Here is a 22,559-nt window from a genome sequence, read left to right on the forward strand (position 1 = left end):
CTGATGACCGAGTGAATCGCCCCCTCTCTTCGGTGAATCGCCTCCCCTGCCCTCACACCCCCCAGAATCGCGAACGCCGCCCCCGAAGGAGCGGCGTTCGGCAATGTCGAAGAGGGGTCGAGGTCAGGCGCGCAGAATTCTCCCGCGCGCTTTCCAGATCGCGGGGATCAGCATCACCGCGTAGATCGCCGCGAGGATCACCATCAGCAACCAGATCCGCGTGAAGACCATCCCCACCGCGATGACCGTGCCGATCAGCAGCACGCCCACCGCGCGGCGCGGAATGCGCATCGCTTTGGGCGAGAAGGTCTTGATCCGCGAGATCATCAGCAGGCCGACAAAGCCCAGCCAGACCGCCACGGCCACGGGCACCGCGCGCGCATCGCCGAGATCGGCAAAGCTGATGAACATCGGCAGTAGTGCGAGCCCTGCCCCTGCGGGTGCGGGCACCCCCGTGAAGTGGCGCATCGACTCGGGCTCGGCGCGCATCACATTGAACCGTGCGAGGCGCAGACAGGCCGCACCGGTATAGACCAGCACGAAGACCCAGCCGAAAGCGTGGGTCTCCCCCAGGGCGAAGCGGTAAAGCAGAAGCCCCGGCGCGACTCCGAAGCAGAGGAAGTCGGACAGGCTGTCGAGTTCCGCCCCGAAATCCGAGGACGCGTTGAGTCGCCGCGCGAGCAACCCGTCCATCCCGTCGATCAGCGCCGCGAGCAGGATCAGCACCACCGCGCTCTCGAACCGGTCATCCATCGCGAAACGGATCGAGGTCAGCCCCAGCCCCATCCCGGCAATCGTGACGAGGTTCGGCACCAGCTGCAGAAATGGCAACCGGTCCTTTTCATGCGGGTCGAGTTCGTGGTCTTTCATCGCGCCCTCCTCGAGCCTCTCTTACCGAATGCCGCCGGAGCGCGCTTGTTCCGTGCTTTCGAGATCGGCAATCACGGTTTCGCCCGCGACCATGTTCTGGCCGATGCAGACGAGCGGGTTCACCCCTTCGGGCAGGTAGATATCGAGACGCGAGCCGAACCGGATCAGCCCGAACCGTTCGCCGGTCATCAGGCTCTGGCCTTCCTTCGACCAGCACAGGATGCGTCGGGCCACCAGCCCTGCGATCTGCACCACCCCGTATTGGCGCCCGTCGGGCAGCGTCACGGCAAGCCCGTTGCGCTCATTGTCCGAGCTCGCCTTGTCGAGCGAGGCATTGAGGAATTTGCCGGGACGATAGGCGACCTTCGAGATCCGGCCTGCACAGGGCAGCCGGTTCACGTGGCAATTGAAGACCGACATGAAGACCGAGACACGGGTCATCGGCTTGTCGCCAAGACCCAGCTCCGCCGGCGGCACCGCCGGCTCCAGCAGCGAGACCACGCCATCGGCGGGCGAGACCATCAGCCCCTCGCGGGTGGGCGTCACCCGCGGCGGATCGCGGAAGAAGTAATAGCACCAGACGGTCAGCCCGACCCCGATCCAGCCCAGAGGCTCCCAGATCAGGAACAGGATGAAAGTGATGCCCGCGAAGATGGCGACGAACTTGCGCCCTTCGGGATGCATCGGTTTGACGAAGGTGGAGAGCATGGAGACGGACATACGGGCCTCTTGAACTGTTTGCCCGTGCTTACCCCAGTTGCGCGGCGATGGAAACGGGGCGGGAAACTGGTGCCGGAGGCGACCTTATCCCTGACTCTTTCTGTCGGATTGACATTTCCGATAAAACTACTCACCTATAGGCGGACAGGAATCCCCCCTCCCCGGAACCAGGGCGCACGACCATGATCATCTGCCATTGTCAGACCATCACCGATCGCGACATCCACGCCGCGATCGACTGGATGCGGGCTTCGGACCCGAGCACGATCATCACGCCGGGCAAGATCTATCACGCACTCGGGAAGCGGGCCGATTGCGGCGGATGCATGCCGCTCTTTCTTTCCACGATGCGCAAGAATACCAATTTGAAAGTGCCGGTCGAACTGACCGGGCTGAGACAGGCACCAATGGAAGGAAGACGACATGAAGGGCGACGCTAAGGTTATCGACTATCTCAACGCAGCTCTGCGCAGCGAATTGACGGCCGTTTCGCAATACTGGCTGCACTTCCGAATGCAGGAGGATTGGGGCCTTGCCGCGATGGCGAAGAAATCGCGCGAGGAATCGATCGAGGAGATGCATCACGCCGACAAGCTGATCGCGCGCATCCTGTTCCTCGAAGGCCATCCGAACCTGCAGAAGCTCGACCCGCTGCGCATCGGCGAGGGCCCGCGCGAGACGCTCGAATGCGACCTCGCAGGAGAGCATGACGCGCTGACCCTCTATCGCGAGGCGCGCGACCATTGCGAAAGCGTGCGCGATTACGTCTCGAAGGATCTGTTCGAAGAGCTGATCGCGGATGAGGAAGGCCATGTCGATTTCCTCGAAACACAACTCGACCTCTACGACCGCGTGGGCGCGCAGAATTACGCCCTGCTCAACGCAGCCAAGATGGACGAGGCGGAGTAAACTCCTGCCCCGCGCAGGTCGAAGATGCTCGAAGGCGCTCCGAACGGGGCGCCTTCTTCATTGTTGCGGATGACAGATCTGGGGGCGCCGCCCCCGCTTCGGCTTCGCCGAATTCACCCCCGGGATATTTGACGCAGTTGGAAATCAGAGCCCGCGCGGCCCTTCCAACTGCCCGAAATATCCCGGGGGAGGCGCGGCACGCGCCGGGGGCGGAGCCCCAAACGAAAAGCGGCCCCCGAATGGGAGCCGCTTTCCAAATCGTATTCGCGAAGTTTAGCGCTTCGAGAACTGGAAGCTACGACGGGCTTTCGCACGGCCGTATTTCTTACGTTCCACAACGCGCGAGTCGCGGGTCAGGAAGCCTGCGGCTTTCAGAGCCGGACGCAGCGAGGGATCGTAGAGCTGCAGCGCTTTCGAGATGCCGTGCTTGACTGCACCGGCCTGGCCCGAGAGGCCGCCGCCTGCGACGGTCGCGTAGACGTCGAACTGGCCGTCCACATTCGCCACGCCGAAGGGCTGGTTCACGATCAGCTGAAGCACGGGACGCGCGAAGTACTTGTCCATCGCCTTGCCGTTCACTTCGACCTTGCCGGTGCCCGGCTTGACCCAGACGCGGGCGACCGCGTCTTTACGCTTGCCGGTGGCATAGGAGCGGCCTTGCGCGTCGCGCACGGGCTCACGGGGCGTGGAGGTTTCGGTTTCGGTGGCGCCAGCGTTGTCCGAGCCGGTCACGACCGATTTCAGATCGTCGAGGGTCTTGATATCGTCGGCCATGATCAGCTCCGGGTGTTCTTCTTGTTCATCGACTTGACGTCGAGAACTTCAGGCTGTTGCGCTTCGTGCGGATGCTCGGCACCAGCGTAGACACGCAGGTTCGCCATCTGCGCACGACCCAGACGGTTACGCGAGATCATGCGCTCGACCGCCTTCATAACCACGCGCTCGGGATGCGCGCCCTCGAGGATCTGACGCGCGGTGCGCGACTTGATCCCACCGGGGTGGTTGGTGTGCCAGTAGTAGGTCTTGTCGTCACGCTTCTTGCCGGTCATCTGCACCTTGTCGGCGTTGATGACGATGACGTTGTCGCCCATATCCATGTGCGGCGTGAAGGTGGCCTTGTGCTTGCCACGCAGACGCATTGCGACGATCGACGCGAGACGGCCCAGCACGACGCCTTCAGCGTCGATGATGACCCATTTCTTCTCGATCTCCGCGGGTTTTGCGGTGTAGGTTTTCATCTGTGATCTGCCCTTGTGGGGTATTTCGAATTCTGATGGGGGCTTTTGCGCGATTCCGGACGCGTTTTCAAGTGCATCATTTCTGAATTTTATCAGCAAAAACAATGCGATAAAAATTAGGTATTAAAATACCCCACCTCTCGACGCGATGTTGGGCCGGGTTGGGGGCTCTGCCCCCGGCGCATCCGCGCCTCCCCCGGGATATTTGCGCCAAGGCGAAGGCGCAAAGAGTGCAGCCCCCTACCCCATCGCCCGCGGCGGAATCGAATAGGTCATGCTTGCGCGCGCGACGGGCCGATCGTCGCCCTCGGAATAGATCAGCGCATCGCCCACGGCGAGGACGCGGCCCAGCTTGAGCACCCGGATCTTCGCGATAAGGTCGGCCCCTGCGGCGGGCTTGCGCATGAAATCCATGCTCGCATTCGTCGTCACCGCCAGCGCCACGCGCCCGATCCGCGCGAGGATCGCGATATAGATCCCGACATCGGCCAGCGCGAACATGTTCGGGCCCGAGACCGTGCCGCCGGGCCGCAAATGGCGCTCTTCCACCTTCAGGCGCACCACGAGCTCGTCCTCATCGAGCGCGTCGATCGCGAAGTCGCCTTTCACCTGCGGAAACGCCTCGTCGAGAAATTCCGCGAGCTCGTCGCGATCCATTACCAGCGCCATGCGCCCTCCCCTTTCCTTGTCCCTCGCTCGCCCCTAGAGTTTCGCCAAAGAGGAGGAGTTTCAATGACCGATCTGGTGATCCGCGAGGATAATGGCGCGGTGGCGCATCTGACGATGAACAGCCCCGGCAGCCTCAACGCGCTGTCCGATGCGATGCTGGCCGCGCTCAAGGCGCGGTTTTCCGAGCTGGCCGAGGATACAAGCATCAAGGTCGTCGTGCTGCGCGGCGCGGGCAAGGCGTTCTGCGCGGGCCATGACCTCAAGGAGATGCAGCGCGGGCGCGAGGCCGAGGATCAGGGCCGCGCCTATTTCGCCGATCTCTTCTTCCGCTGCGCCGAGGTGATGCAGATGATCCCCGCCCTGCCGCAGCCGGTGATCGCCGAGGCGCATGGCATCGCGACCGCCGCCGGCTGTCAGCTGGTCGCGTCCTGCGATCTGGCTGTGGCGGCCGAGGGGACGCGGTTTGGCGTGAACGGGGTGAATATCGGGCTGTTCTGCTCGACGCCTATGGTGGCGCTCTCGCGCAACGTGCCGCGCAAGGTGGCTTTCGAGATGCTGACCACCGGCGAGTTCATCGATGCCGCCCGTGCCCGCGAGGTCGGATTGGTCAATCGCATCGCGCCGCATGAGGAGCTTGGCGCCGAGACCGAGAAGCTGGCGCAGACCATCGCAGGCAAGCTGGGCGCCGCCGTGAAGATCGGTAAACGCGCCTTCTACGATCAGGCCAATATGGACCTCGCGCAGGCCTATGAGCACACGGCCGCGGTGATGGTCGAGAACATGCTCTGGCGTGATACGAAGGAAGGCGTGCAGGCCTTCATCGAGAAACGCAAGCCGGACTGGGCCGAATGAGGGGGCGGGGTACCCCCGCTCAGCCCACCACCATATCGTCGCGATGGATCAGCGCCGCGCGGCCGGGATAGCCGAGGATCTCCTCGATCTCGCCCGAGCGGTGCCCCGCGATCAGCCGCGCCTCGTCGCCGGTATAGCGCACGAGCCCTTTGCCCAGAACCGCCCGATCCGGCCCCGCGATGGTGACCGGGTCGCCGCGCCCGAAGCGCCCGACGACCTTGGTGATCCCGGCGGGCAGCAGCGACTTGCCCGAGCGCAGCGCATTGGCCGCCCCCTCATCGACGAACAGCTCGCCCCGCGGCTTCATCGCCGCAATCCAGCGTTTGCGCGCGGCCTGCGGATCTCCCTCGGGCAGGAACCAGCTGCAGCGCCCGCCCTGCTCCAGTGCGGCAACCGGATGCTCGACAAAGCCTTCCGCGATCGCCATCGCACAGCCCCCCGCCACCGCGACCTTCGCGGCCAGCAATTTCGTCTTCATCCCACCCTTCGAGAGGCCGGAGACGGGATCGCCCGCCATCGCCTCGATCTCCGGCGTGATATGCTCGATCACCGGCAGATGCTCGGCGCTCGGATCGGTCTTGGGGTTCGCGGTGTAGAGCCCGTCGACATCGGACAGCAGGAGCAGCTGATCCGCCCCGATCGTCACGGCGATCTGGGCGGCCAGCCGGTCATTGTCGCCGAAGCGGATCTCGTCGGTCGCGACCGTGTCGTTCTCGTTCACGATGGGCACGACGCCGAGGCTCAGCAGCGTCTCCAGCGTCGCGCGCGAATTGAGGTAGCGACGCCGGTCCGCAGTGTCTTCCAGCGTCACCAGAACCTGCGCGGTGCTCACGTCATGCGGCCCCAGCACTTCCTCATAGGCCCGCGCGAGGCGGATCTGACCCACCGCCGCCGCGGCCTGGCTCTGCTCCAGCGGCAGCGTTTCGCCCGCGAGACCGAGCACCCGTCGCCCCAGCGCAATCGAGCCGGACGAGACGATCACGACGCCCGTGCCGCGGGCGCGCAAAGCCGCCACATCGGCGGCCAGCGAGCGCAGCCAGTCCGCGCGCAATCCGCTCTGATCGACAAGCAGCGCCGATCCGATCTTGATCACCAGACGCTTCGCCTGCGCCAAAGCGGGCGCGCTTACGGTTGCCATGCTCCGCCCTCGTCCTCCGGCTTCGGCTTGTCCTTGGCGATCTCCGCCCAAAGCGCGCGCAGCACATCCGGCACGCCCTTCTTCGACACGCCCGACATCAGCATCACGCGGCCACCCGAGGCCTCTTCCAGCTCCGCCTTGCGCTCGGCCAGCGTCTCTTCGTCAATCGCGTCGATCTTGTTGAGCACGGTGACGCGCGGCTTCTGAGCGAGGATTTCCGAATAGGCCTCCAACTCGCCGATGATCGTGCGCCAATCCTCGACCGGGTCCTCCGCCGTGCCATCCACCAGATGCAGCAGCACCGAGCAGCGCTCGACATGACCGAGGAACTGATCGCCCAGACCCCGCCCCTCAGAGGCGCCCTCGATCAGCCCCGGAATATCGGCCACGACAAATTCGCGCCCGTCGATGCCGACGACGCCGAGGTTCGGGACCAGCGTCGTGAACGGATAATCCGCGATCTTGGGCCGCGCATTCGAGGTCGCAGCCAGGAAAGTCGACTTGCCCGCATTGGGCAGACCCAGAAGCCCGGCATCCGCGATCAGCTTCAGGCGCAGCCAGATCGTGCGCTCGACACCTTCCTGACCGGGATTCGCGCGTTGCGGCGCGCGGTTGGTCGAGGATTTGAAATGCAGGTTGCCCCAGCCGCCATTGCCACCCTTGGCAAGCAGCACGCGCTGGCCCACCTCGGTCATGTCGGCGATCAGCGTCTCCTGATCCTCGTCGAGGATCTCGGTCCCGACCGGCACTTTCAGCACGACGTCATCGCCGTCCTTGCCGGTGCATTGGCTGCCCATGCCGTGCTGGCCGGACTTGGCGAAGAAATGCTGCTGGTAACGGAAATCGATCAGCGTATTGAGCCCTTCGACCGCCTCGATCCAGACCGAGCCGCCCTTGCCGCCGTCGCCGCCATCGGGGCCGCCGAATTCGATATATTTCTCGCGCCGGAACGAGACGCAGCCCGCGCCGCCGCCACCCGAGCGGATATAGACCTTGGCGAGATCGAGGAATTTCATGGTCAGGCCCCTTTCATCAAGGCGCCGGGATAGCTGCCCGCGCGCGCAGGATCAAGCGCCGCGTGGGGGCGCTGCCCCCACACCCCCGGGATATTTTCACCAAGAGGAAGGGGAATGCGCGTCGCGAGGCGGGGTCTCGCAGATCATGTCGAAGTGCCGGAGCTTGCGCCCAAGCGCCCGGTTATCGACAAGCGACTCGCCTATGGTGCGGAACCCGAGCTTCTCGAGAACCCTGCGCGAGCGGCGATTGCCCTCGAAATAGCCCGCCGCAAGTGGCCGCGCGTCCGGGACCTCGAAATGCGCAGCGATGACGGCGCGACCGGCCTCGGTGGCATAGCCATTGCCCCAATGACCTCGACCCAACCAATAACCGAACTCGCCGACCTTCCCGAACAATCCACAAAAATCGCCCTGTCGCGTGATTCCCCAGACTCGCCCGAAATTCTCGCGATTGGCAGCGACCAGCGCCTCGGCATCGGTTTTGCTGTAGGGATGCGGCATCCGCGTGAGCCAGCGCGCGACCTCGAAATCATTCGCGGCATGCGTGATCGCATCGACATCTTCCGAAGTCAGCGGACGCAAGACGAGGCGCGGCGTTTCAATGAGATGCATCTTCCTCTTGGTCCAAATATCCCGGGAGGGTTCGGGAGGGCAGCGCCCTCCCGTTCCCGCTCTCGGTCTGCACTACATCTTGCGCAGATAGGTCCAAGTCGGAACATGGCGACCGCGCGCGAGCGACCAGCTTTCCGCATCGCCCAGATACTCGAAGCCGCAATTGGTCAGGACACGGGCCGAACCCGGATTGTCCTGAAAGACCTCGGCAAAAAGCGTGCGCGCGTTTTGCGGGTTCGCCGAGATGATCGCCGCGACCGCCTCGGAGGCGAGGCCCGTATTCCAGAAGCCCGGCCCAACCCAATAACCGATCTCGGACTGATCGTCGTCGAGACGGGTCAGCGAGACGACACCCAGAAGCTCGCCCATGCCATGACGCGAGCCATCGATCGCCCAGACGTCTTCGACGCGGTCTTCAGCCTGTGCGCGTGTGATGAAATTCTCGGCCGTGCCGGGCGGCAGCGGATGCGGTATCGCGCGCGTGCCTTCGGCGACGCGTTTATCGCCGGAATACATCTCGATCAGACCGGCATCCGAACGGCGCAGCGGGCGCAGCACGAAGCGCTCCGTTTCGATCACGGGTTGGGTGGAAATCGTCTCCTGGTACATGGGCGCTCCTCCTCGAAACGCGGGCGAACCGGCGGCCCCTCCTGCCGCGTGGTCCTAGTAAATAAATAGGACAGGAAGATGACGATACATCCCCCGACCCGGTAAATTTTCTCGCCGCGATTGCAAACATTTGCGTGCTGCACCGCAACGAGAAAGGGGACCGGCCTTTCAGCCGATCCCCCGATTTTGTGACACTTTCGTCGGTCGGGTTACTCGGCGGCCTCCGCAGCCGGGAGGACCGATACGAAGGTGCGGCCCTTGAGGCCTTTATGGAAGGTGACGCGGCCTTCAGCCGTTGCAAAGATGGTGTGATCCTTGCCGAGGCCGACGCCCTCACCCGGCCACCACTTGGTGCCGCGCTGACGCACGATGATGTTGCCCGGGATCGCTGCCTGACCGCCGAACAGTTTCACGCCAAGACGACGACCCGCAGAGTCGCGGCCGTTACGGGATGAACCGCCTGCTTTCTTGTGTGCCATGGGTGTCTCTCCTTATTTCGCGAGCTCTTTGGCCTGCTCGACCCAGTCGGGCTTGACCTTGGTAGCTTCAAAGGTTTCGGGATCGACCGAAGCGAGCTGGGCGAAGGTGGTGATGCCAGCTTCGTTCAGCTTCTTCTCGGCCGCCGGGCCGAGACCGGTGATGACCTTCAGATCGTCCGCTTCCGCGACGGCGGCATCAGCCTTCGGCGCGGCTTTCGGAGCAGCAGCGGCCTTGGCGGGCTTGGCCGGAGCGGCTTCGCCTTTACCACCATGCGCCGCACGACGTGCGATCGCGGTGCCCACGGCTTCCTTCACGCCCGACTTGTCGCCGCCGGTGGCGAGGACGTCGGTGACGCGCAGCAGGGTCAGCTGCTGGCGGTGACCACGGGTGCGCTGCGACGAGTGCTTACGACGACGCTTGTGGTAGGTGATGACCTTGTCGGCCTTGATGTTGTCGATGACTTCCGCCTGCACGGCCGCACCTTCGACGAGCGGGGTGCCGAACTGGGGCTTGTCGCCGCCGACCATCAGAATCTCGTTGAACTGGACTTTATCGCCAGCTTCGGCTGCGAGCAGTTCCACGCGGAGCAGATCGCCCGCCTGAACCTTGTATTGCTTGCCGCCGGTCTTGAGGACCGCAAACATGGGTCTTTCCTTTTCTTCATCCGCGCCCTGTGGCCCCTGATCGGAGTTCGTTGGACCTGTCGGCCCGCCGTCGGACTGCGCGCTCCTCACGGGAGCGAAGTTGCAAAAACGAGGCCCGGCGGAAAGAAGACTCTCCGCCGGGTCGGGCCGATATCGGGGATCAGCCCCCATCTGTCAAGGAAAATCGAGGTTTTATCCGCAATCGCTCCAGCGGGCGAGCGCCTCCGCCGCAGAGAGCCTTCGCCCCTGCGCGCCCGCCTGCCCCGGCGTGGCCGAGAGCCGCGGCGCGGGCGCGGGCTGGGCGATGCCGTCGAGCTCGACATACGCCTCCCGTTCGGCGTTCTGCGGATGCGCGATGGCTTCGGCAATCGACAGCACCGGCGTCGCGCAGGCATCGCTGCCCGCGAAGACCTCGGCCCAGTCATCCCGGCTGCGAGTCGCGAAGCGCTCGGCGAAGACATCTCGCAAGGCCGGCCAATTCGCACGCGGCTCGCGCGCAGGCAAGTCCTGGGGCGCGAATCCCAGCCCCGCGATCAGCGCGGCATAGAATTGCGGCTCGAGCGCCCCGACCGCCATATGCCCGCCGCAGGCGCATTCATAGACCGTGTAGAACGGCGCGGCCCCGTCGAGCAGATTCGCCTGCCGCCGATCCACCCAGGCCCCCTGCCCGGCCATGCCGGTGATCATCGCCATCAGATGCGCGACCCCGTCGGTGATGGCGCAATCGACGACCTGCCCCCGACCGGTCTCGCGCGCCTGCCACAGCGCCGCCAGCATCCCGAAGGCCAGATAGATCCCGCCACCGCCGAAATCGCCCAGAAGATTGAGCGGGATCGCGGGCGCCTCTCCGCCCATCGCGTGCAGCGCCCCGGTCAGAGACAGGTAGTTGATATCATGGCCCGCGGTTTGCGACAGCGGCCCCTCCTGCCCCCAGCCGGTCATCCTTCCATAGACCAGCGCCGGATGATCGGAGAAATCCTCGGGCCCCAGCCCCAGCCGCTCCATCACGCCCGGGCGCATCCCCTCGATCACGCCATCGGCGCGCGCGATCAGCGTGCGCACCGCCTCGCGCCCGGAGTCGGATTTGAGATCCAGCTCCACCACGTCGCGGCCCCGGTCGAGCACGTCGACCTCCAGCCCCAGAACGTGATTCTCCGCCCCGCCCGAGCCGGGCCGCGCGATACGGATCACCTCGGCCCGGAAATCGGCCAGACACATCGCCGCAAATGGCGTCGGCCCCAGCCCGGAAATCTCGACAATGCGCAGCCCGCTGAGCGGCCCCGTCCCCTTGCCCCCGGTTCGCTTGGTCATGCGCCCCTCCTTGTCGCCCCGTCAGAGGGGCTCTGCCCCGCTGGCTCCGCCAGCCCCCGGGATATTTCTGCCAATCCGAAAGAGAATGCCCTCCCCTTCGGCTTGGATCAAATATCCCCGCCGGAGGCATCCGACCGAGCCGCACGCGGCAAGGTCAGGCCTCTTGCGCCTTCTCTTCGAGCTCGAGCCATTCGACCTCGGCCGCGTCGAGCGCCGACTGGCGGTCGCTCAGCATCTCGGTGGCCTTGGCGAATTTCACAGGCTCGCGGGTGAAGAGATCGGGATCGGCGAGCAATTCGTTGATTTTGGAAATCTCATGCTCGAGCTTTTCGATCACGCCGGGCAGCTCTTCCAGCCGGTGTTTCTCGGTAAAGCTGAGGCCGGTTTTCTTCGGCGCAGCTTTCTGGGACGCGGCGGGTTTCGCCTCTGCCTTGGGTGCGTCCTTCTTCGGCGCGGGCTTGGCCTCCGGCGCGGCCTCGGCCTTCTGCGCCTGATAATCCGACCAGCCGCCCGCATAGACGGTGGCGCGCCCGTCGCCTTCCATCGCGATGGTCGTGCTGGCGACCCGGTCGATGAAATCGCGGTCGTGGCTGACCAGCAGCACCGTGCCGTCATATTCGCCCAGCAGGTCCTGCAGCAGATCGAGCGTCTCTACATCGAGATCGTTGGTCGGTTCGTCGAGAATCAGCAGGTTCGACGGCTTCGCCATGATCCGCGCCAGCAAGAGCCGCGCGCGCTCGCCACCCGAAAGCGCCCGGATCGGGCCGCGCGCCTGCTGTTCATCGAACAGGAAGTCCTTCAGGTAGCCCACGACATGTTTCGGCGTGCCGCGCACCATCACCTGATCGGAGCGCCCCTTCACCGCCATGTCCGGGTCGTTCACCAGCCCGTCCCACAGCGTCTGCTCGGGGTTGAGCGTCGCGCGTGCCTGATCGAAGACGGCGATCTCGAGATTCGTGCCCAGCTTCACCGCGCCTTCATCGGGTGCGACCTCGCCGGTCAGCATCTTCAGAAGCGTCGTCTTGCCCACGCCGTTGGGACCGACGAAGGCCACGCGATCCCCGCGCAGCACGCGCAAGTCGAAATCCTTCACGATCTGCTTGTCGCCATAGCGCTTGGACAGGCCCGTGGCCTCGATCACCCGCTTGCCCGATTGCTGGCCCGAGTCGAGCTCCATCGCAGCGACGCCCTGCCGCTTGATCTGACCCGCGCGTTCGGCGCGCAGCGCCTGCAGCGCGCGCACCCGGCCCTGATTGCGCTTGCGCCGGGCCGAGATGCCCTCGACCGCCCAACGCGCCTCGGCCTTGATCTTGCGGTTCAACTTATGACGGGCCTCGTCTTCCTCGGCCCACGCTTTCTCTCGCCAATCCTCGAAAGTCTCGAAACCCTGCTCGTTACGCCGCACCTCGCCCCGGTCGATCCAGAGCGTGGCCCGCGTCAGTGCGCGCAGGAAGGCGCGGTCGTGCGAGATCAGCACGAAAGCCTTGCGGGTCTCCTTCAGCTGGTTTTCCAGCCAGGCGATCGCCTCGATATCGAGATGGTTCGTCGGCTCGTCGAGCAGCATCAGCTCCGGCCCCTCGGCCAGAAGCTTGGCCAGCGCCGCGCGGCGACGCTCGCCCCCCGAGGCGGTCTCGACCGGGGTCTCGGGTTTGAACTTCAGCCCCTCTGCGACCATCTCGACTTTGTAAGCCTCGGCCGGGTCCAGTTCGGAGGCGGCGAAATCGCCCAAGGTCGCGAAGCCCGACAAATCGGGCTCCTGCTCCATATAGCCCACGGAAATGCCCGGCGGCACGACCCGCGTGCCCGAATCCGGCTCTACCAGCCCGGCCATCACCTTCATCAAGGTGGATTTGCCCGAGCCGTTTCGGCCCACCAGCGCGACGCGGTCGCCTTGCTGGACGGTGAGGGAGAGCCCTTCGAAAACGGGATTGCCGCCGAAGGTGAGCGAGATGTCGGAAAGCTGTAAAAGCGGTGCACGTGCCATGCTCGCGAGCTAAGCGGGCCTTGGCGAAAGGTCAATGGGCCATGCGCGACGCAGCCCCTATGCGCGCCCGCGCCTCCTTCTCCTTGAGACAAATATCCCCGCCGGAGGCCTCCGCCCTCTCAAGCCGCCCAGCCGCCCGGCTTATCGCGCCAGCGCCCGCAGGCTGCGCCGCCGCGCCTCGGGGATCGCGGCGATCTCCAGTGCGGTGAAGACGTGACAGGTGTCGAGGTCGCGGTCGATCACCGCGTGATCCGACACCCATCCCCCCATGCCGAGATAGCTGCGCAGCAGCGGCGGCAACGCGCTGACATCGCCCGCCTCCCCCGCCAGCGCCGCGGGATAGTCCACGCGTTCGGGGGCTTTGGGACGTGGGCGCAACGCGGCGGGACCAAGCGCGCGGGATGCGAGATGGGCGAGACCTGCGCGATGCGCCTGCCAGTCGCTGCCCGTGAAAGAGGAACACCCGATCAGCAGCCCGGCCCCGCTCTCCTCCGCAATCCGCGTGATCGCGGCCCAGCCCAGACGCAGCACGTCCGGGTCGCGCAGGCCCGGACGGGTGCAGAAGCGCCCCAGCTCGAGGATCGGCCCGGCCCATGCGGCGAGCGGCGCGAGATCGTAGAACTGGGCGCAATAGCCCTCAGGCAGCGCGGCCCCACCCTCCAGCAGCAAAAGCCGCGCGGCGGCGGCGGGTCCGTGATCGTCGCAAATCAGGATGTGGCGGCAGAGCGGGTCGAAGCGATCTGCATCGGAAGCCCCGGCCCGGAACGCATCGGCGCGCAGGCGCAGCACGGCCTCTCTATCTGTCGGGCTTGTCGCCTCGCGGACCTGATAGGCGCCTTTTGCGAAACTCAGGGACATGCGACCTCGCGGGTCATGGTGGCGGCCGGCGATCGGCCGCCCCGCCGCGATCAGTTGTTGCCGAGAACCTGGCCGGCACTGACACGACCGATCGAGCCCATCAGCTGACGCAGGAAGCCGACGCCCTTGACCTTGCTCTCGGTCACGCGGCGCGACAGCGTCACGACCTGACCTTTCTCAAGGCCGAAGCGTTCGACATTGGACACGACGCCATTGTCGTTGAACGACACGGCGACGACTTCGCGCTTGATTTCCTCAGGGGCGTGCCAAGTCACGGTTTTCCAGCGCGAACCGACGTAATACCAGCCCGAGCCTTCCAGCAGCCCGGTCGAGCTGGGCCGCCCGATCGCGGTCGCGACATCGTCACGCGTGCTCTTGCCGACCTCGATCTGCGCGAGGTCTTCGTCAATCGGCACATAGCCATGGTTGCGGTAAATCGGAGAACAGGCACCCGCGAAAAGCACCACGCCGAACGCGATAAACAGCATGGCCTTGCGCATCATAGAACCGATCCCCACCTGCAACCCCCTATTGCCTCTGACACTTCGGGCTTTTAGTGACGCTTACATCATGACTGCGCCGCCCTCAAGCGCTAGAGCGCGCCGATTGGGCACTCGGGCGCATGCAAGGGGTCGCCGGACAACGCCGGGCGACCCAAAACAAGGAGCCGGACATGACACAGACCCCCGTCGATCCCGACCTGCCCGCCGCCCCCGAGACGATCTGGAGCGAGCCCATGCGGCTGGCCGATCTGCCCAGCCGCAAGCCCACGCGCTTCGACATCGAAGCCAAGGGAGAGCGGCTCAAGGCGATCGCAGACTGGGCGGATATTCGCGGCGTCGAGGCGTTGCGCCTCAAGGGCGAGCTCGCGCCGAAGGGGCGCTCGGACTGGGAATTGCGCGCGACCCTCGAGGCTCGCGTGGTTCAGGATTGTGTGATCACCCTCGCCCCAGTCACGACCGATATTCGCGAAGAGGTCGTGCGGCGTTATCTCGCCGATATGGAGATGCCGACCTCCGAAGAGGTCGAGATGCCCGAGGATGACACCGCCGAACCGCTGCCCACGACGGTGAGTCTCGGCGTGGTCGCGCTCGAGGCGATGGAGCTGGCCCTGCCGCTTTATCCGCGTGCAGCAGACGCGGAACTGGAAGGCGCGCAGGTGACCGAGCCGGGCGCGGAGCCGCTCAGCGACGAGCAGATGAAGCCTTTTGCCAATCTGCGCGACTTGCTTGCCAAGGGCGAAAACGGTAAGGGCGACGCATAGTGGAAGACGCGGCTTCGGGCCGCCCGAAACCGCTTGAAAAATGGCCGGAAAAAAGGCTTGCACGGAAAAAGAATCCGAGTATGTTCCCGGCCTCATTCGACGTTTGGCTTCGCACCCCGAGAGACGCTTTCGGCCAAGTGACGAAACCACAAGGAAAATCAGGGCTGTAACGCCGCAAACACGGGCTACTGGCCCCCGAAACCCCGAGGTTGAGACATGGCTGTCCCTCAGAATAAAGTCACGCGTTCGCGCCGTAACATGCGCCGCGCCCACGACTCGCTTACCGCTGGCAACCCGGCGGAATGCCCCAGCTGCGGCGAACTCAAGCGCCCGCACCACGTCTGCCCGTCCTGCGGTCACTACGCCGACCGTGAGGTCGTCGCTCTGACCGAAGAGGTCGATCTGGACGACGACGCGGCGTAAGCCCGTCGACCCGCGCCGCACGTCATGCAAGATACGCAGGACCAGCCGCAGTCGGGATCGCAGATGAAGGCCGCAGAAATGCGAGCCGCCCAGAAGGGCAAAGCGCCGGCGAATGCCGGCGCTGTCGTTCTGTCCGTCGATGCGATGGGTGGTGATCTTGGCCCCGAGGCCACGATCGCCGGCGTCGCGAAGGCGCATCGCGCTCACCCCGATCTGCATTTCATCATCCACGGCCCGCGCCCGCAGCTCGAACCGCTGATCGCCAAGCACGATCTTGGCGACTGTGTCGATCTGCGCCACGCCGAACGAACCGTCACGATGGAGGACAAGCCCGCGCAGGTTCTGCGCACCGGGCAGGACACCTCCATGTGGTCGGCCATCGAATCGGTGCGCGACAAGGAGGCCGATGTCGCGGTTTCCTGCGGGAATACCGGGGCGCTGATGCTGATCTCGATGATGCGGCTGCGCAAAATGCCGGGCGTGAACCGTCCGGCGATCGCCTCCTTCTGGCCCTCCCGCGGGCCTGCGGGCTGGAACGTCATGCTCGATATGGGCGCCGACGTGAAAGCCGATGCGGAGGATCTTCTGACCTACGCCCTGATGGGCACTTCCTACGCGCGCAACGCGCTGGGGCTGGAGCGTCCGCGCATCGGGCTGCTGAATATCGGCACCGAAGAGCACAAGGGCCGCCCCGAGCTGCGAGAAGCCTATGAGCTGATCAGCAACGCGCAAGAGGCGGGGCAGTTCGACTTCGCGGGATTCGTCGAGGGCAACGAGCTGGCCGGTGCGCGCGCCGACGTGATCGTGACCGACGGCTTCACCGGCAATGTCGCGCTGAAAACCGGCGAGGGCACCGCGAAATTCGTGGCCGAACTCCTGCGCGAGGCGCTGACCTCTTCGGTGATGTCGAAGCTGGGCGCCCTCTTCGCGATGGGCGCGCTCAAGCGCCTGCGTCACAAGACCGATCCGCGCCGCGCCAATGGCGGCGTCTTCCTCGGCCTCAACGGCACGGTCGTGAAATCGCACGGCTCGGCGGATGCCACCAGCTTCGCCGCCGCGATCGAACTGGCCGCCCGTCTGGCACGCTCGGGCTTCGGCGCGAAGCTTGCCGCACGGGTTGCCACCACCCTTCCCTCGGGGCAGGATGAGACCAAATCCGGCGCGCCATCTGCCGCCGAGAAAAGCGAGAGCAGCCAATGACGATCAGATCCGTGGTGCGCGGCGTAGGCCATTACCTGCCCGAGCGCGTTGTCGAGAACGCCGAGTTCGAGAAAACGCTCGATACCACGGATGAATGGATTCGAGGCCGTACCGGGATCGAGCGCCGTCATATCGCCGCCGAAGGGGAATACACCTCCGATCTCGCGATCAAGGCCGCGAAAGCCGCGCTCGAAGACGCGAATATGAGCGTCGACCAGATCGACGCGATCGTCGTCGCGACCTCCACGCCCGACAGCACCTTCCCCTCCGTCGCCACGATGGTTCAGGCGGGCTTGGGCTCGACCACGGGCTTTGCCTATGACGTGCAGGCCGTCTGCGCTGGCTTCATCTTCGCGCTGACCAATGCGAACGGACTGATCCTTTCCGGTCAGGCAGAGCGCGTGCTGGTGATCGGTGCCGAGACCTTCTCGCGGATCATGGACTGGACCGACCGCGGCACCTGCGTGCTCTTCGGCGACGGCGCGGGCGCGCTGGTCCTCGAGGCCGCCGAAGGCACCGGCACGGCGAATGATCGCGGCATCCTGTCGTCCGACCTGCATTCCGACGGGCGCTACAAGGACCTGCTCTATGTCGATGGTGGCGTCTCCACCACCGGCACGGCGGGCCACCTGCGCATGCAGGGCAACGCTGTCTTCAAACATGCCGTCACCAAACTGGCCGAGACCGCGCATAAGGCGCTCGATAAGGCCGGGCTGACCGGCGAGAACGTCGACTGGATCGTGCCGCATCAGGCCAACCTGCGCATCATCGCGGCCACGGCCGAGCGGATGCAGCTGCCGATGGACCGCGTGATCGTCACGGTTCAGGACCACGGCAACACCTCCGCAGCCTCGATCCCGCTGGCCCTCTCGGTCGGCAAGCAACGCGGCCAGATCAAGGAAGGCCAGGTGCTGGTCACCGAGGCGATCGGCGGCGGTCTGGCATGGGGTTCGGTCGTCCTGCGCTGGTAAACGCGGCCTCTGTGCACACGTTTTGCCCGGCTTGCGCGCAAACGCGCGTGAGCCCGCGCATCAATCCCGTCCGCCAAGTGCTTGATATTGACTCGGGAATTGCGGTCGGTCACTGTTAGCGAAATCGTTTATCCGGGGGGATAGGATGTCGAAGACCCTGACGCGCATGGATCTGAGCGAAGCGGTGTTCCGCGAAGTTGGATTGTCGCGCAATGAATCGGCGCAGCTCGTTGAAAGCGTGCTGCAGCATATGTCCGACGCCCTCGTGGAGGGGGAGACGGTCAAGATCAGCTCTTTCGGCACCTTCTCGGTGCGCGAGAAAGCCAAGCGCATGGGCCGCAATCCCAAGACCGGCGAAGAGGTTCCGATCTCGCCGCGTCGCGTGCTGTCCTTCCGTCCCTCGCATCTGATGAAGGACCGCGTGGCGGCGGGCAACTCGAAGTAACCCGATAACAAATGACAGGTCCTACCGATGGGTAAATCCGCCGACGCGTTTCGGACGATCTCTGAGGTTTCAGACCTTCTCGACACGCCGACCCATGTTCTTCGGTTCTGGGAGAGCAAGTTCACGCAAGTGAAACCCGTGAAGCGTGCAGGCGGGCGGCGGTATTACCGGCCTGCCGATGTGGCGCTTCTGGGCGGTATCAAGCATCTGCTGCATGAAGAAGGCATGACCATCCGCGGCGTGCAGAAACTGCTGCGCGAGGAAGGCATCCGCGAAGTGGCTGCGCGTGGCGAGGTCAGCGTCGAGGATGAGCGCGAGGCCGATGAGGCCACGCAGAGCACCCCGGAGCCGATTGCCCCGGTTGCCGCGCCCCAGCACAGCCCGGCCCCGCAAGAGGCGCCTCAGGCGCAGGACGCGACCCCGAGCGCGCCCGCGCCCGAGACGACCGAGGCCGCATCGGAAGAAATCGCCCCGCAGGAGGAAGCCCCGCAAGAGGCGGCCTCTCTCGAGGACAGCGCTCAAGATACAGCTCAAGACGAGTCCCAGACCGAGGCGTCGCCTGAGCGCCCCGAGGAACTGCCCGATCTTGCCCCCGCCGAGGAAGCACCCGTCGAGGCCCAACAGGGCGGCTCGGTGACGCCCTTCCCTGCCCCGTCGCAGCCTTCCTTCTTCGACGAGTCGGAAACCGCCTCCGGCGAATCCCCCGAAGTGGACGAGTCGGATGACGACGTGGAAGCCCCGATGGCGCTCGATGTCGAACCCGAGCCGGAGCCGATGGCCCCAGTCGTGGCCATGACGATCGACCGTGGTCCGCAGGAACGCGCCGCGAAGATCGCCGCGCGGGCCGATCTCGCACGGCTGTTACATGGGCTGCGCACGCTCGATCCGGCGCGGCTGAGCCCCGCCGATCGGGGCGATCTGCGCATGTTGCGCCTGCGTGCGCAGGCCCTTCAGGTGCGGCTCGCACAGCATGGCTCCGAGCGAGCGGAATGAGTGATCGCAACCCCGGACGAATTGGCGTGAATTTTCTCTCACTAACTGCTTGCACCCGCCGCCCGGTTCGCACTATATCCCCCTCGTCGGGCTGTGGCGCAGCTTGGTTAGCGCGTCCGTCTGGGGGACGGAAGGTCGTGAGTTCGAATCTCGCCAGCCCGACCATTTCGACAAACGCCCACCCTCTTATCGGGGTGGGCGTTCGTGTATCCGGAGGAGGGATCGGATGACCATCGGCGTGCTGCCAGACACGATGCTGCAAGAGATGATTTCGCGGGGCGAGATCGCCGCCGAGCCAGCCATCATTCCCGAACAGATCCAACCAGCGAGCCTCGATTTGCGGCTCGGCACCGTGGCCTACCGGCTGCGCGCCTCGTTCCTCGCGGGCAAGGGCGCGAAGGTCTCGCACCGCCTGCATGACTTCGAGATGCACCGCATGGCGCTGACCGATGACGGCGTGGTGCTGGAAAAGGGCTGCGTCTATCTCGTGCCGCTGATGGAGACCCTCGCGCTGCCCGAGGGCGTCACGGCGGTCGCCAATGCCAAAAGCTCCACCGGACGGCTCGATCTGCTGACTCGCCTGATCACCGATGACGGCACCGAGTTCGACCGAATCCCCGAAGGCTATAACGGCCCGCTCTATGCCGAGATCTGCCCGCGCAGTTTCTCGGTGCTGGTGCGGCCGGGAATGCGACTCAACCAGATCCGCTTCCGCGCCGGGCAGGCGGTGCTCAGCGATGCCGAGCTGAAGATCCTGCATCAGCAGGAGCCGCTTGTGGATGGCCCCGCGGTGATCGACGAGGGTCTGGGCTTCTCGGTCGATCTCAAGCCCGCCGAGGGCGATCTGGTGGGCTACCGCGCCAAGCCCCATACCGGGGTGATCGACATCGACAAGATCGGCCATTACCCGGCCCGCGATTTCTGGGAAGAGGTGCGCGCCTCCGATGGCCGCATCATCCTCGATCCCGGCGCGTTCTATATCCTCGTCAGCCGAGAGGCCGTGACGATCCCGCCCGATCACGCCGCAGAAATGGCGCCCTATCTGGCGATGGTCGGCGAATTCCGCGTTCATTATGCGGGCTTCTTCGATCCCGGCTTCGGACATGGCGCTGCCGGCGGGACGGGCTCGCGCGGGGTGTTGGAAGTGCGCTGCCACGAAGCCCCCTTCGCGCTCGAACACGGGCAGGTCGTGGGCCGTCTCGTCTATGAGCGCATGGCCGAGGAGCCGCGCCAGCTTTACGGCAAGGACATCGCCTCGAACTATCAGGGACAGGGCCTGAAGCTCGCCAAGCATTTCCGGATGGGGTGAGCCGGGAAAAGCGGCCTTCCAGTGGAAGGACGCCCGGCGAACGCCCGAAGCGCAAGCGAAGGGCCGGGGCAGCGACTCTGTAGCGACTGAGGGCAGCGCCCGAGCCTCGGGTGGGCGATTGGCGCACTTTGTGGCCTGGCACTTTATCTCGCAAGCCCGCAGGTCGGTCGAGCCCGCGCTGACACCGCCTATGCGCCCTCCCGTGGGGAGGGTCGGGCGCGGCCCGGGGCTGGTCGCCCCGCGCCCTCAGGCGGGCACCATCGCCCTACCCCGCCTGCTGCGTCACGTCGTGGCCATAGATCCAGTCGAACCGCCCCACCAGCCGCTCCGGCGTAAAGCGCGAGGCGGCACGCAGCGCGAGATGCCCGATGGTGCGCGGCGCTCCCGACAGGTGATAGTTCCGCGCGTTCTTGTTCGCAGCAGTCACGATCTGATCGCAGCGATCCCAGCGCGCGTTCTGATAGGCGGCGAAGGCCACGTCGTCGGTCTCGTAATTGGCAAGCGCCTCGGCCAGAACCCAGGCATCCTCCATCGCCATCACAGCCCCTTGCGCAAGGAAGGGCAGCGTCGGATGCGCGGCGTCGCCCAGAATCGCGACACCGGGCGCGAACCAGCGCTCGGCCACGGGGTGACGGAACAGGCCCCAGAGGTTCACCTTCTCGACCTGATCGAGCCATCCCCGCACGGTCGGGCAGAAATCCTCGAAGGCGGTCCGCAGATTGATCGGGTCATCCTCGAGTGCCCAGCTTTCCTCGACCCAGCGATGCCGCTCCTCGACGGCCACGACATTGCGCAGCCCCCGGCCCAGCGGATAGCTCACCAGATGCTTGCCCGCGCCCATGAAGACCTGCGCGATCTTCGGCTCGGAATCGTCGCACGGCACCAGCGCGCGCCACGCCACCTGATGGGTGAAGAACGGCGCCACCCGCCCGTTAAGCGCCTCGCGCGTCTTGGAGTTGAGCCCGTCCGCGCCGATCAGCAGGTCGGTCTCGATCTCGGCGCCCTGCTTGGTGTGCAGCACCGGATGCGGCCCGGACAGGTCCACCCGCTCGATCTGTTGCAACAGGCGGATTTTCACCCCCGCCTCGCGCGCCCCATCGGCCAGCAATTCGATCAGCCGAGCGCGATGGACGAAATGGTAATCCGCATCGGGGCGCAGCCGCGCCATGTCGAGCTTGGCGACCTGGCTCCCGGTCTCGCCATCGACGAGCCGCACCGCCTCGGCGCGCGGCCCGGCAGCCTCCAGCGCCTCACCCAGCCCCAGCGCCCGCAGCACCGCCGCCCCGTTGGGCGAGACCTGCAGCCCGGCGCCCACCTCGCGGATCGCTTCGGCCTGTTCGAGCACCTCGACATCCGCGCCGCGCATCGCCAGAGCCCGCGCTACCGTCAGCCCCGCGATCCCCGCACCCAGAACCGTAACCTTGCGCCCGATCAGCATGGGACCTCCTTCAAAAGCGAACACCGGCACCTTGGCGGTGCCGGTGTCGAAATGTTTTGCGCGCCTTCCCGCCCGAAGGCAACGCGCGTTTTGTGCATCACCACACGCAGTCCGCGCAGGCGATCAGTCGTCGCGATGCACCCGTTCGCGGCGCTCGTGCTTTTCCTGCGCTTCCAGCGTCATCGTCGCGATCGGACGCGCATCGAGACGCTTGAGCGAGATCGGCTCCCCGGTCTTCTCGCAATAGCCATATTCGCCATTTTCGATCCGACGCAGCGCCGAGTCGATCTTGCTGACCAGCTTGCGCTGACGGTCGCGGGTGCGCAGTTCCAGCGCACGATCGGTTTCCTCGGAGGCGCGATCGGCAATATCGGGAACGTTGCGCGCGGATTCCGCGAGACCTTCGAGCGTTTCAGCGGATTGTTCGAGAAGTTCGGCCTTCCACGCCAGAAGCTTTCTGCGGAAATACTCCAGCTGCCGGTCATTCATGAAGGGTTCATTCTCGGCCGGACGATAATCATCCGGAAGGAATACTTCAGCTCTCATACCTGCCCTCTCATACGTGCCGGGGGCGTCACCATGATCGTCATTCGCCATCGGCCAACT

At 65.4% G+C, this 22,559-nt stretch carries 27 protein-coding genes and 1 tRNA gene; 11 read left to right on the forward strand and 17 right to left on the reverse strand.

Annotated features, from left to right (window positions below; all coding sequences use genetic code 11):
- Positions 1-123: 123 nt before the first annotated feature.
- Positions 124-870 (reverse strand): CDP-diacylglycerol--serine O-phosphatidyltransferase, encoded by a 747-nt coding sequence (gene pssA, locus AC2TZ7_RS14800; RefSeq protein WP_489864813.1) that lies wholly within the window; start codon positions 868-870, stop codon positions 124-126.
- Positions 871-891: 21 nt separating this feature from the next.
- Entirely contained in the window at positions 892-1,590 is a 699-nt protein-coding gene (locus tag AC2TZ7_RS14805) for a phosphatidylserine decarboxylase (protein ID WP_078547370.1), read from the reverse strand.
- 182 nt (positions 1,591-1,772) lie between these two features.
- Here AC2TZ7_RS14805 and AC2TZ7_RS14810 point away from each other — a divergent pair, with 182 nt between their 5' ends.
- Both AC2TZ7_RS14810 and bfr read left to right on the forward strand, forming a co-directional pair.
- Positions 1,773-2,030: a (2Fe-2S)-binding protein gene (locus AC2TZ7_RS14810; protein WP_078547388.1), complete on the forward strand. Its 258-nt coding sequence runs from the start codon at positions 1,773-1,775 to the stop codon at positions 2,028-2,030.
- On the forward strand, positions 2,014-2,499 hold the full coding sequence (gene bfr / locus AC2TZ7_RS14815; protein WP_078542760.1) for a bacterioferritin: 486 nt from the start codon (positions 2,014-2,016) through the stop codon (positions 2,497-2,499). Before AC2TZ7_RS14810 ends, bfr begins: the two co-directional genes overlap by 17 nt.
- A 273-nt stretch (positions 2,500-2,772) precedes the next feature.
- Here the strand turns inward: bfr and rpsI are convergent, their stop codons facing one another.
- The 3 genes from rpsI to AC2TZ7_RS14830 form a co-directional block, all read right to left on the reverse strand.
- The gene (gene rpsI / locus AC2TZ7_RS14820; protein WP_078522796.1) at positions 2,773-3,273 is read right to left on the reverse strand and encodes a 30S ribosomal protein S9; all 501 of its coding nucleotides are present in this window, start codon (positions 3,271-3,273) and stop codon (positions 2,773-2,775) included.
- 2 nt (positions 3,274-3,275) lie between these two features.
- On the reverse strand, positions 3,276-3,737 hold the full coding sequence (gene rplM, locus AC2TZ7_RS14825; protein WP_078522797.1) for a 50S ribosomal protein L13: 462 nt from the start codon (positions 3,735-3,737) through the stop codon (positions 3,276-3,278).
- Between the two features lie 240 nt (positions 3,738-3,977).
- Positions 3,978-4,406: a PaaI family thioesterase gene (locus AC2TZ7_RS14830; protein WP_075775475.1), complete on the reverse strand. Its 429-nt coding sequence runs from the start codon at positions 4,404-4,406 to the stop codon at positions 3,978-3,980.
- 63 nt (positions 4,407-4,469) lie between these two features.
- Between AC2TZ7_RS14830 and AC2TZ7_RS14835 the strand changes: the two genes are divergently transcribed.
- Complete coding sequence (locus AC2TZ7_RS14835; RefSeq protein ID WP_078542758.1) at positions 4,470-5,258, forward strand: enoyl-CoA hydratase; 789 nt, start codon at positions 4,470-4,472, stop codon at positions 5,256-5,258.
- A gap of 19 nt (positions 5,259-5,277) precedes the next feature.
- Here AC2TZ7_RS14835 and proB read toward each other — a convergent pair whose 3' ends face one another.
- The 10 genes from proB to AC2TZ7_RS14885 form a co-directional block, all read right to left on the reverse strand.
- Positions 5,278-6,396, reverse strand: a complete 1,119-nt coding sequence (proB, locus tag AC2TZ7_RS14840; protein ID WP_489864814.1) for a glutamate 5-kinase — start codon at positions 6,394-6,396, stop codon at positions 5,278-5,280.
- The gene (gene obgE, locus AC2TZ7_RS14845) at positions 6,384-7,412 is read right to left on the reverse strand and encodes a GTPase ObgE (protein WP_489864815.1); all 1,029 of its coding nucleotides are present in this window, start codon (positions 7,410-7,412) and stop codon (positions 6,384-6,386) included. Before obgE ends, proB begins: the two co-directional genes overlap by 13 nt.
- 96 nt (positions 7,413-7,508) lie before the next feature.
- Complete coding sequence (locus tag AC2TZ7_RS14850; protein WP_489864816.1) at positions 7,509-8,024, reverse strand: GNAT family N-acetyltransferase; 516 nt, start codon at positions 8,022-8,024, stop codon at positions 7,509-7,511.
- A 72-nt stretch (positions 8,025-8,096) separates the two neighbouring features.
- Complete coding sequence (locus AC2TZ7_RS14855; RefSeq protein WP_489864817.1) at positions 8,097-8,633, reverse strand: GNAT family N-acetyltransferase; 537 nt, start codon at positions 8,631-8,633, stop codon at positions 8,097-8,099.
- Positions 8,634-8,842: 209 nt separating this feature from the next.
- Positions 8,843-9,112 carry a 50S ribosomal protein L27 gene (rpmA, locus tag AC2TZ7_RS14860; RefSeq protein WP_075775480.1) on the reverse strand — a complete coding sequence of 90 codons (270 nt, stop codon included), beginning with the start codon at positions 9,110-9,112 and terminating at the stop codon, positions 8,843-8,845.
- A 12-nt stretch (positions 9,113-9,124) separates the two neighbouring features.
- Positions 9,125-9,757, reverse strand: coding sequence for a 50S ribosomal protein L21 (locus tag AC2TZ7_RS14865; protein WP_489864818.1), 633 nt, complete (start codon positions 9,755-9,757; stop codon positions 9,125-9,127).
- A gap of 192 nt (positions 9,758-9,949) precedes the next feature.
- Positions 9,950-11,068 carry a CaiB/BaiF CoA transferase family protein gene (locus AC2TZ7_RS14870; RefSeq protein WP_489864819.1) on the reverse strand — a complete coding sequence of 373 codons (1,119 nt, stop codon included), beginning with the start codon at positions 11,066-11,068 and terminating at the stop codon, positions 9,950-9,952.
- A 154-nt stretch (positions 11,069-11,222) separates the two neighbouring features.
- Complete coding sequence (locus tag AC2TZ7_RS14875) at positions 11,223-13,052, reverse strand: ABC-F family ATP-binding cassette domain-containing protein (RefSeq protein WP_489864820.1); 1,830 nt, start codon at positions 13,050-13,052, stop codon at positions 11,223-11,225.
- A 141-nt stretch (positions 13,053-13,193) separates the two neighbouring features.
- On the reverse strand, positions 13,194-13,910 hold the full coding sequence (locus AC2TZ7_RS14880; RefSeq protein WP_489864821.1) for a GNAT family N-acetyltransferase: 717 nt from the start codon (positions 13,908-13,910) through the stop codon (positions 13,194-13,196).
- Between the two features lie 50 nt (positions 13,911-13,960).
- Positions 13,961-14,413: an outer membrane protein assembly factor BamE gene (locus tag AC2TZ7_RS14885; RefSeq protein ID WP_489864822.1), complete on the reverse strand. Its 453-nt coding sequence runs from the start codon at positions 14,411-14,413 to the stop codon at positions 13,961-13,963.
- Positions 14,414-14,583: 170 nt separating this feature from the next.
- Here AC2TZ7_RS14885 and AC2TZ7_RS14890 point away from each other — a divergent pair, with 170 nt between their 5' ends.
- The 8 genes from AC2TZ7_RS14890 to AC2TZ7_RS14925 all read left to right on the forward strand — a co-directional run bounded on the left by AC2TZ7_RS14890 (position 14,584) and on the right by AC2TZ7_RS14925 (position 20,515).
- Positions 14,584-15,174, forward strand: coding sequence for a YceD family protein (locus tag AC2TZ7_RS14890; RefSeq protein ID WP_489864823.1), 591 nt, complete (start codon positions 14,584-14,586; stop codon positions 15,172-15,174).
- 216 nt (positions 15,175-15,390) lie between these two features.
- Positions 15,391-15,597 carry a 50S ribosomal protein L32 gene (gene rpmF / locus AC2TZ7_RS14895; RefSeq protein ID WP_078522810.1) on the forward strand — a complete coding sequence of 69 codons (207 nt, stop codon included), beginning with the start codon at positions 15,391-15,393 and terminating at the stop codon, positions 15,595-15,597.
- 78 nt (positions 15,598-15,675) lie between these two features.
- Positions 15,676-16,797, forward strand: coding sequence for a phosphate acyltransferase PlsX (gene plsX / locus AC2TZ7_RS14900; protein ID WP_098412533.1), 1,122 nt, complete (start codon positions 15,676-15,678; stop codon positions 16,795-16,797).
- Positions 16,794-17,768, forward strand: a complete 975-nt coding sequence (locus tag AC2TZ7_RS14905; protein ID WP_489864824.1) for a beta-ketoacyl-ACP synthase III — start codon at positions 16,794-16,796, stop codon at positions 17,766-17,768. The genes plsX and AC2TZ7_RS14905 overlap by 4 nt, the downstream gene beginning before the upstream one ends.
- A gap of 145 nt (positions 17,769-17,913) precedes the next feature.
- Complete coding sequence (ihfA, locus tag AC2TZ7_RS14910) at positions 17,914-18,213, forward strand: integration host factor subunit alpha (RefSeq protein ID WP_075775489.1); 300 nt, start codon at positions 17,914-17,916, stop codon at positions 18,211-18,213.
- A gap of 27 nt (positions 18,214-18,240) precedes the next feature.
- Positions 18,241-19,206: a MerR family transcriptional regulator gene (locus AC2TZ7_RS14915; RefSeq protein ID WP_489864825.1), complete on the forward strand. Its 966-nt coding sequence runs from the start codon at positions 18,241-18,243 to the stop codon at positions 19,204-19,206.
- An 87-nt stretch (positions 19,207-19,293) separates the two neighbouring features.
- Positions 19,294-19,371: transfer RNA gene (locus AC2TZ7_RS14920), tRNA-Pro, on the forward strand.
- Between the two features lie 61 nt (positions 19,372-19,432).
- Positions 19,433-20,515: a 2'-deoxycytidine 5'-triphosphate deaminase gene (locus tag AC2TZ7_RS14925; protein ID WP_489864826.1), complete on the forward strand. Its 1,083-nt coding sequence runs from the start codon at positions 19,433-19,435 to the stop codon at positions 20,513-20,515.
- Positions 20,516-20,780: 265 nt separating this feature from the next.
- Here AC2TZ7_RS14925 and AC2TZ7_RS14930 read toward each other — a convergent pair whose 3' ends face one another.
- Together AC2TZ7_RS14930 and dksA are read right to left on the reverse strand one after the other, a co-directional pair.
- Complete coding sequence (locus tag AC2TZ7_RS14930; protein WP_489864827.1) at positions 20,781-21,953, reverse strand: FAD-dependent monooxygenase; 1,173 nt, start codon at positions 21,951-21,953, stop codon at positions 20,781-20,783.
- A gap of 123 nt (positions 21,954-22,076) precedes the next feature.
- A complete protein-coding gene (dksA, locus tag AC2TZ7_RS14935; RefSeq protein WP_075775492.1) occupies positions 22,077-22,499 on the reverse strand; it encodes an RNA polymerase-binding protein DksA in 423 nt (140 codons plus the stop codon).
- Positions 22,500-22,559: the final 60 nt, after the last annotated feature.

The sequence above is a fragment of the Thioclava sp. ISO4 genome (assembly GCF_058105145.1).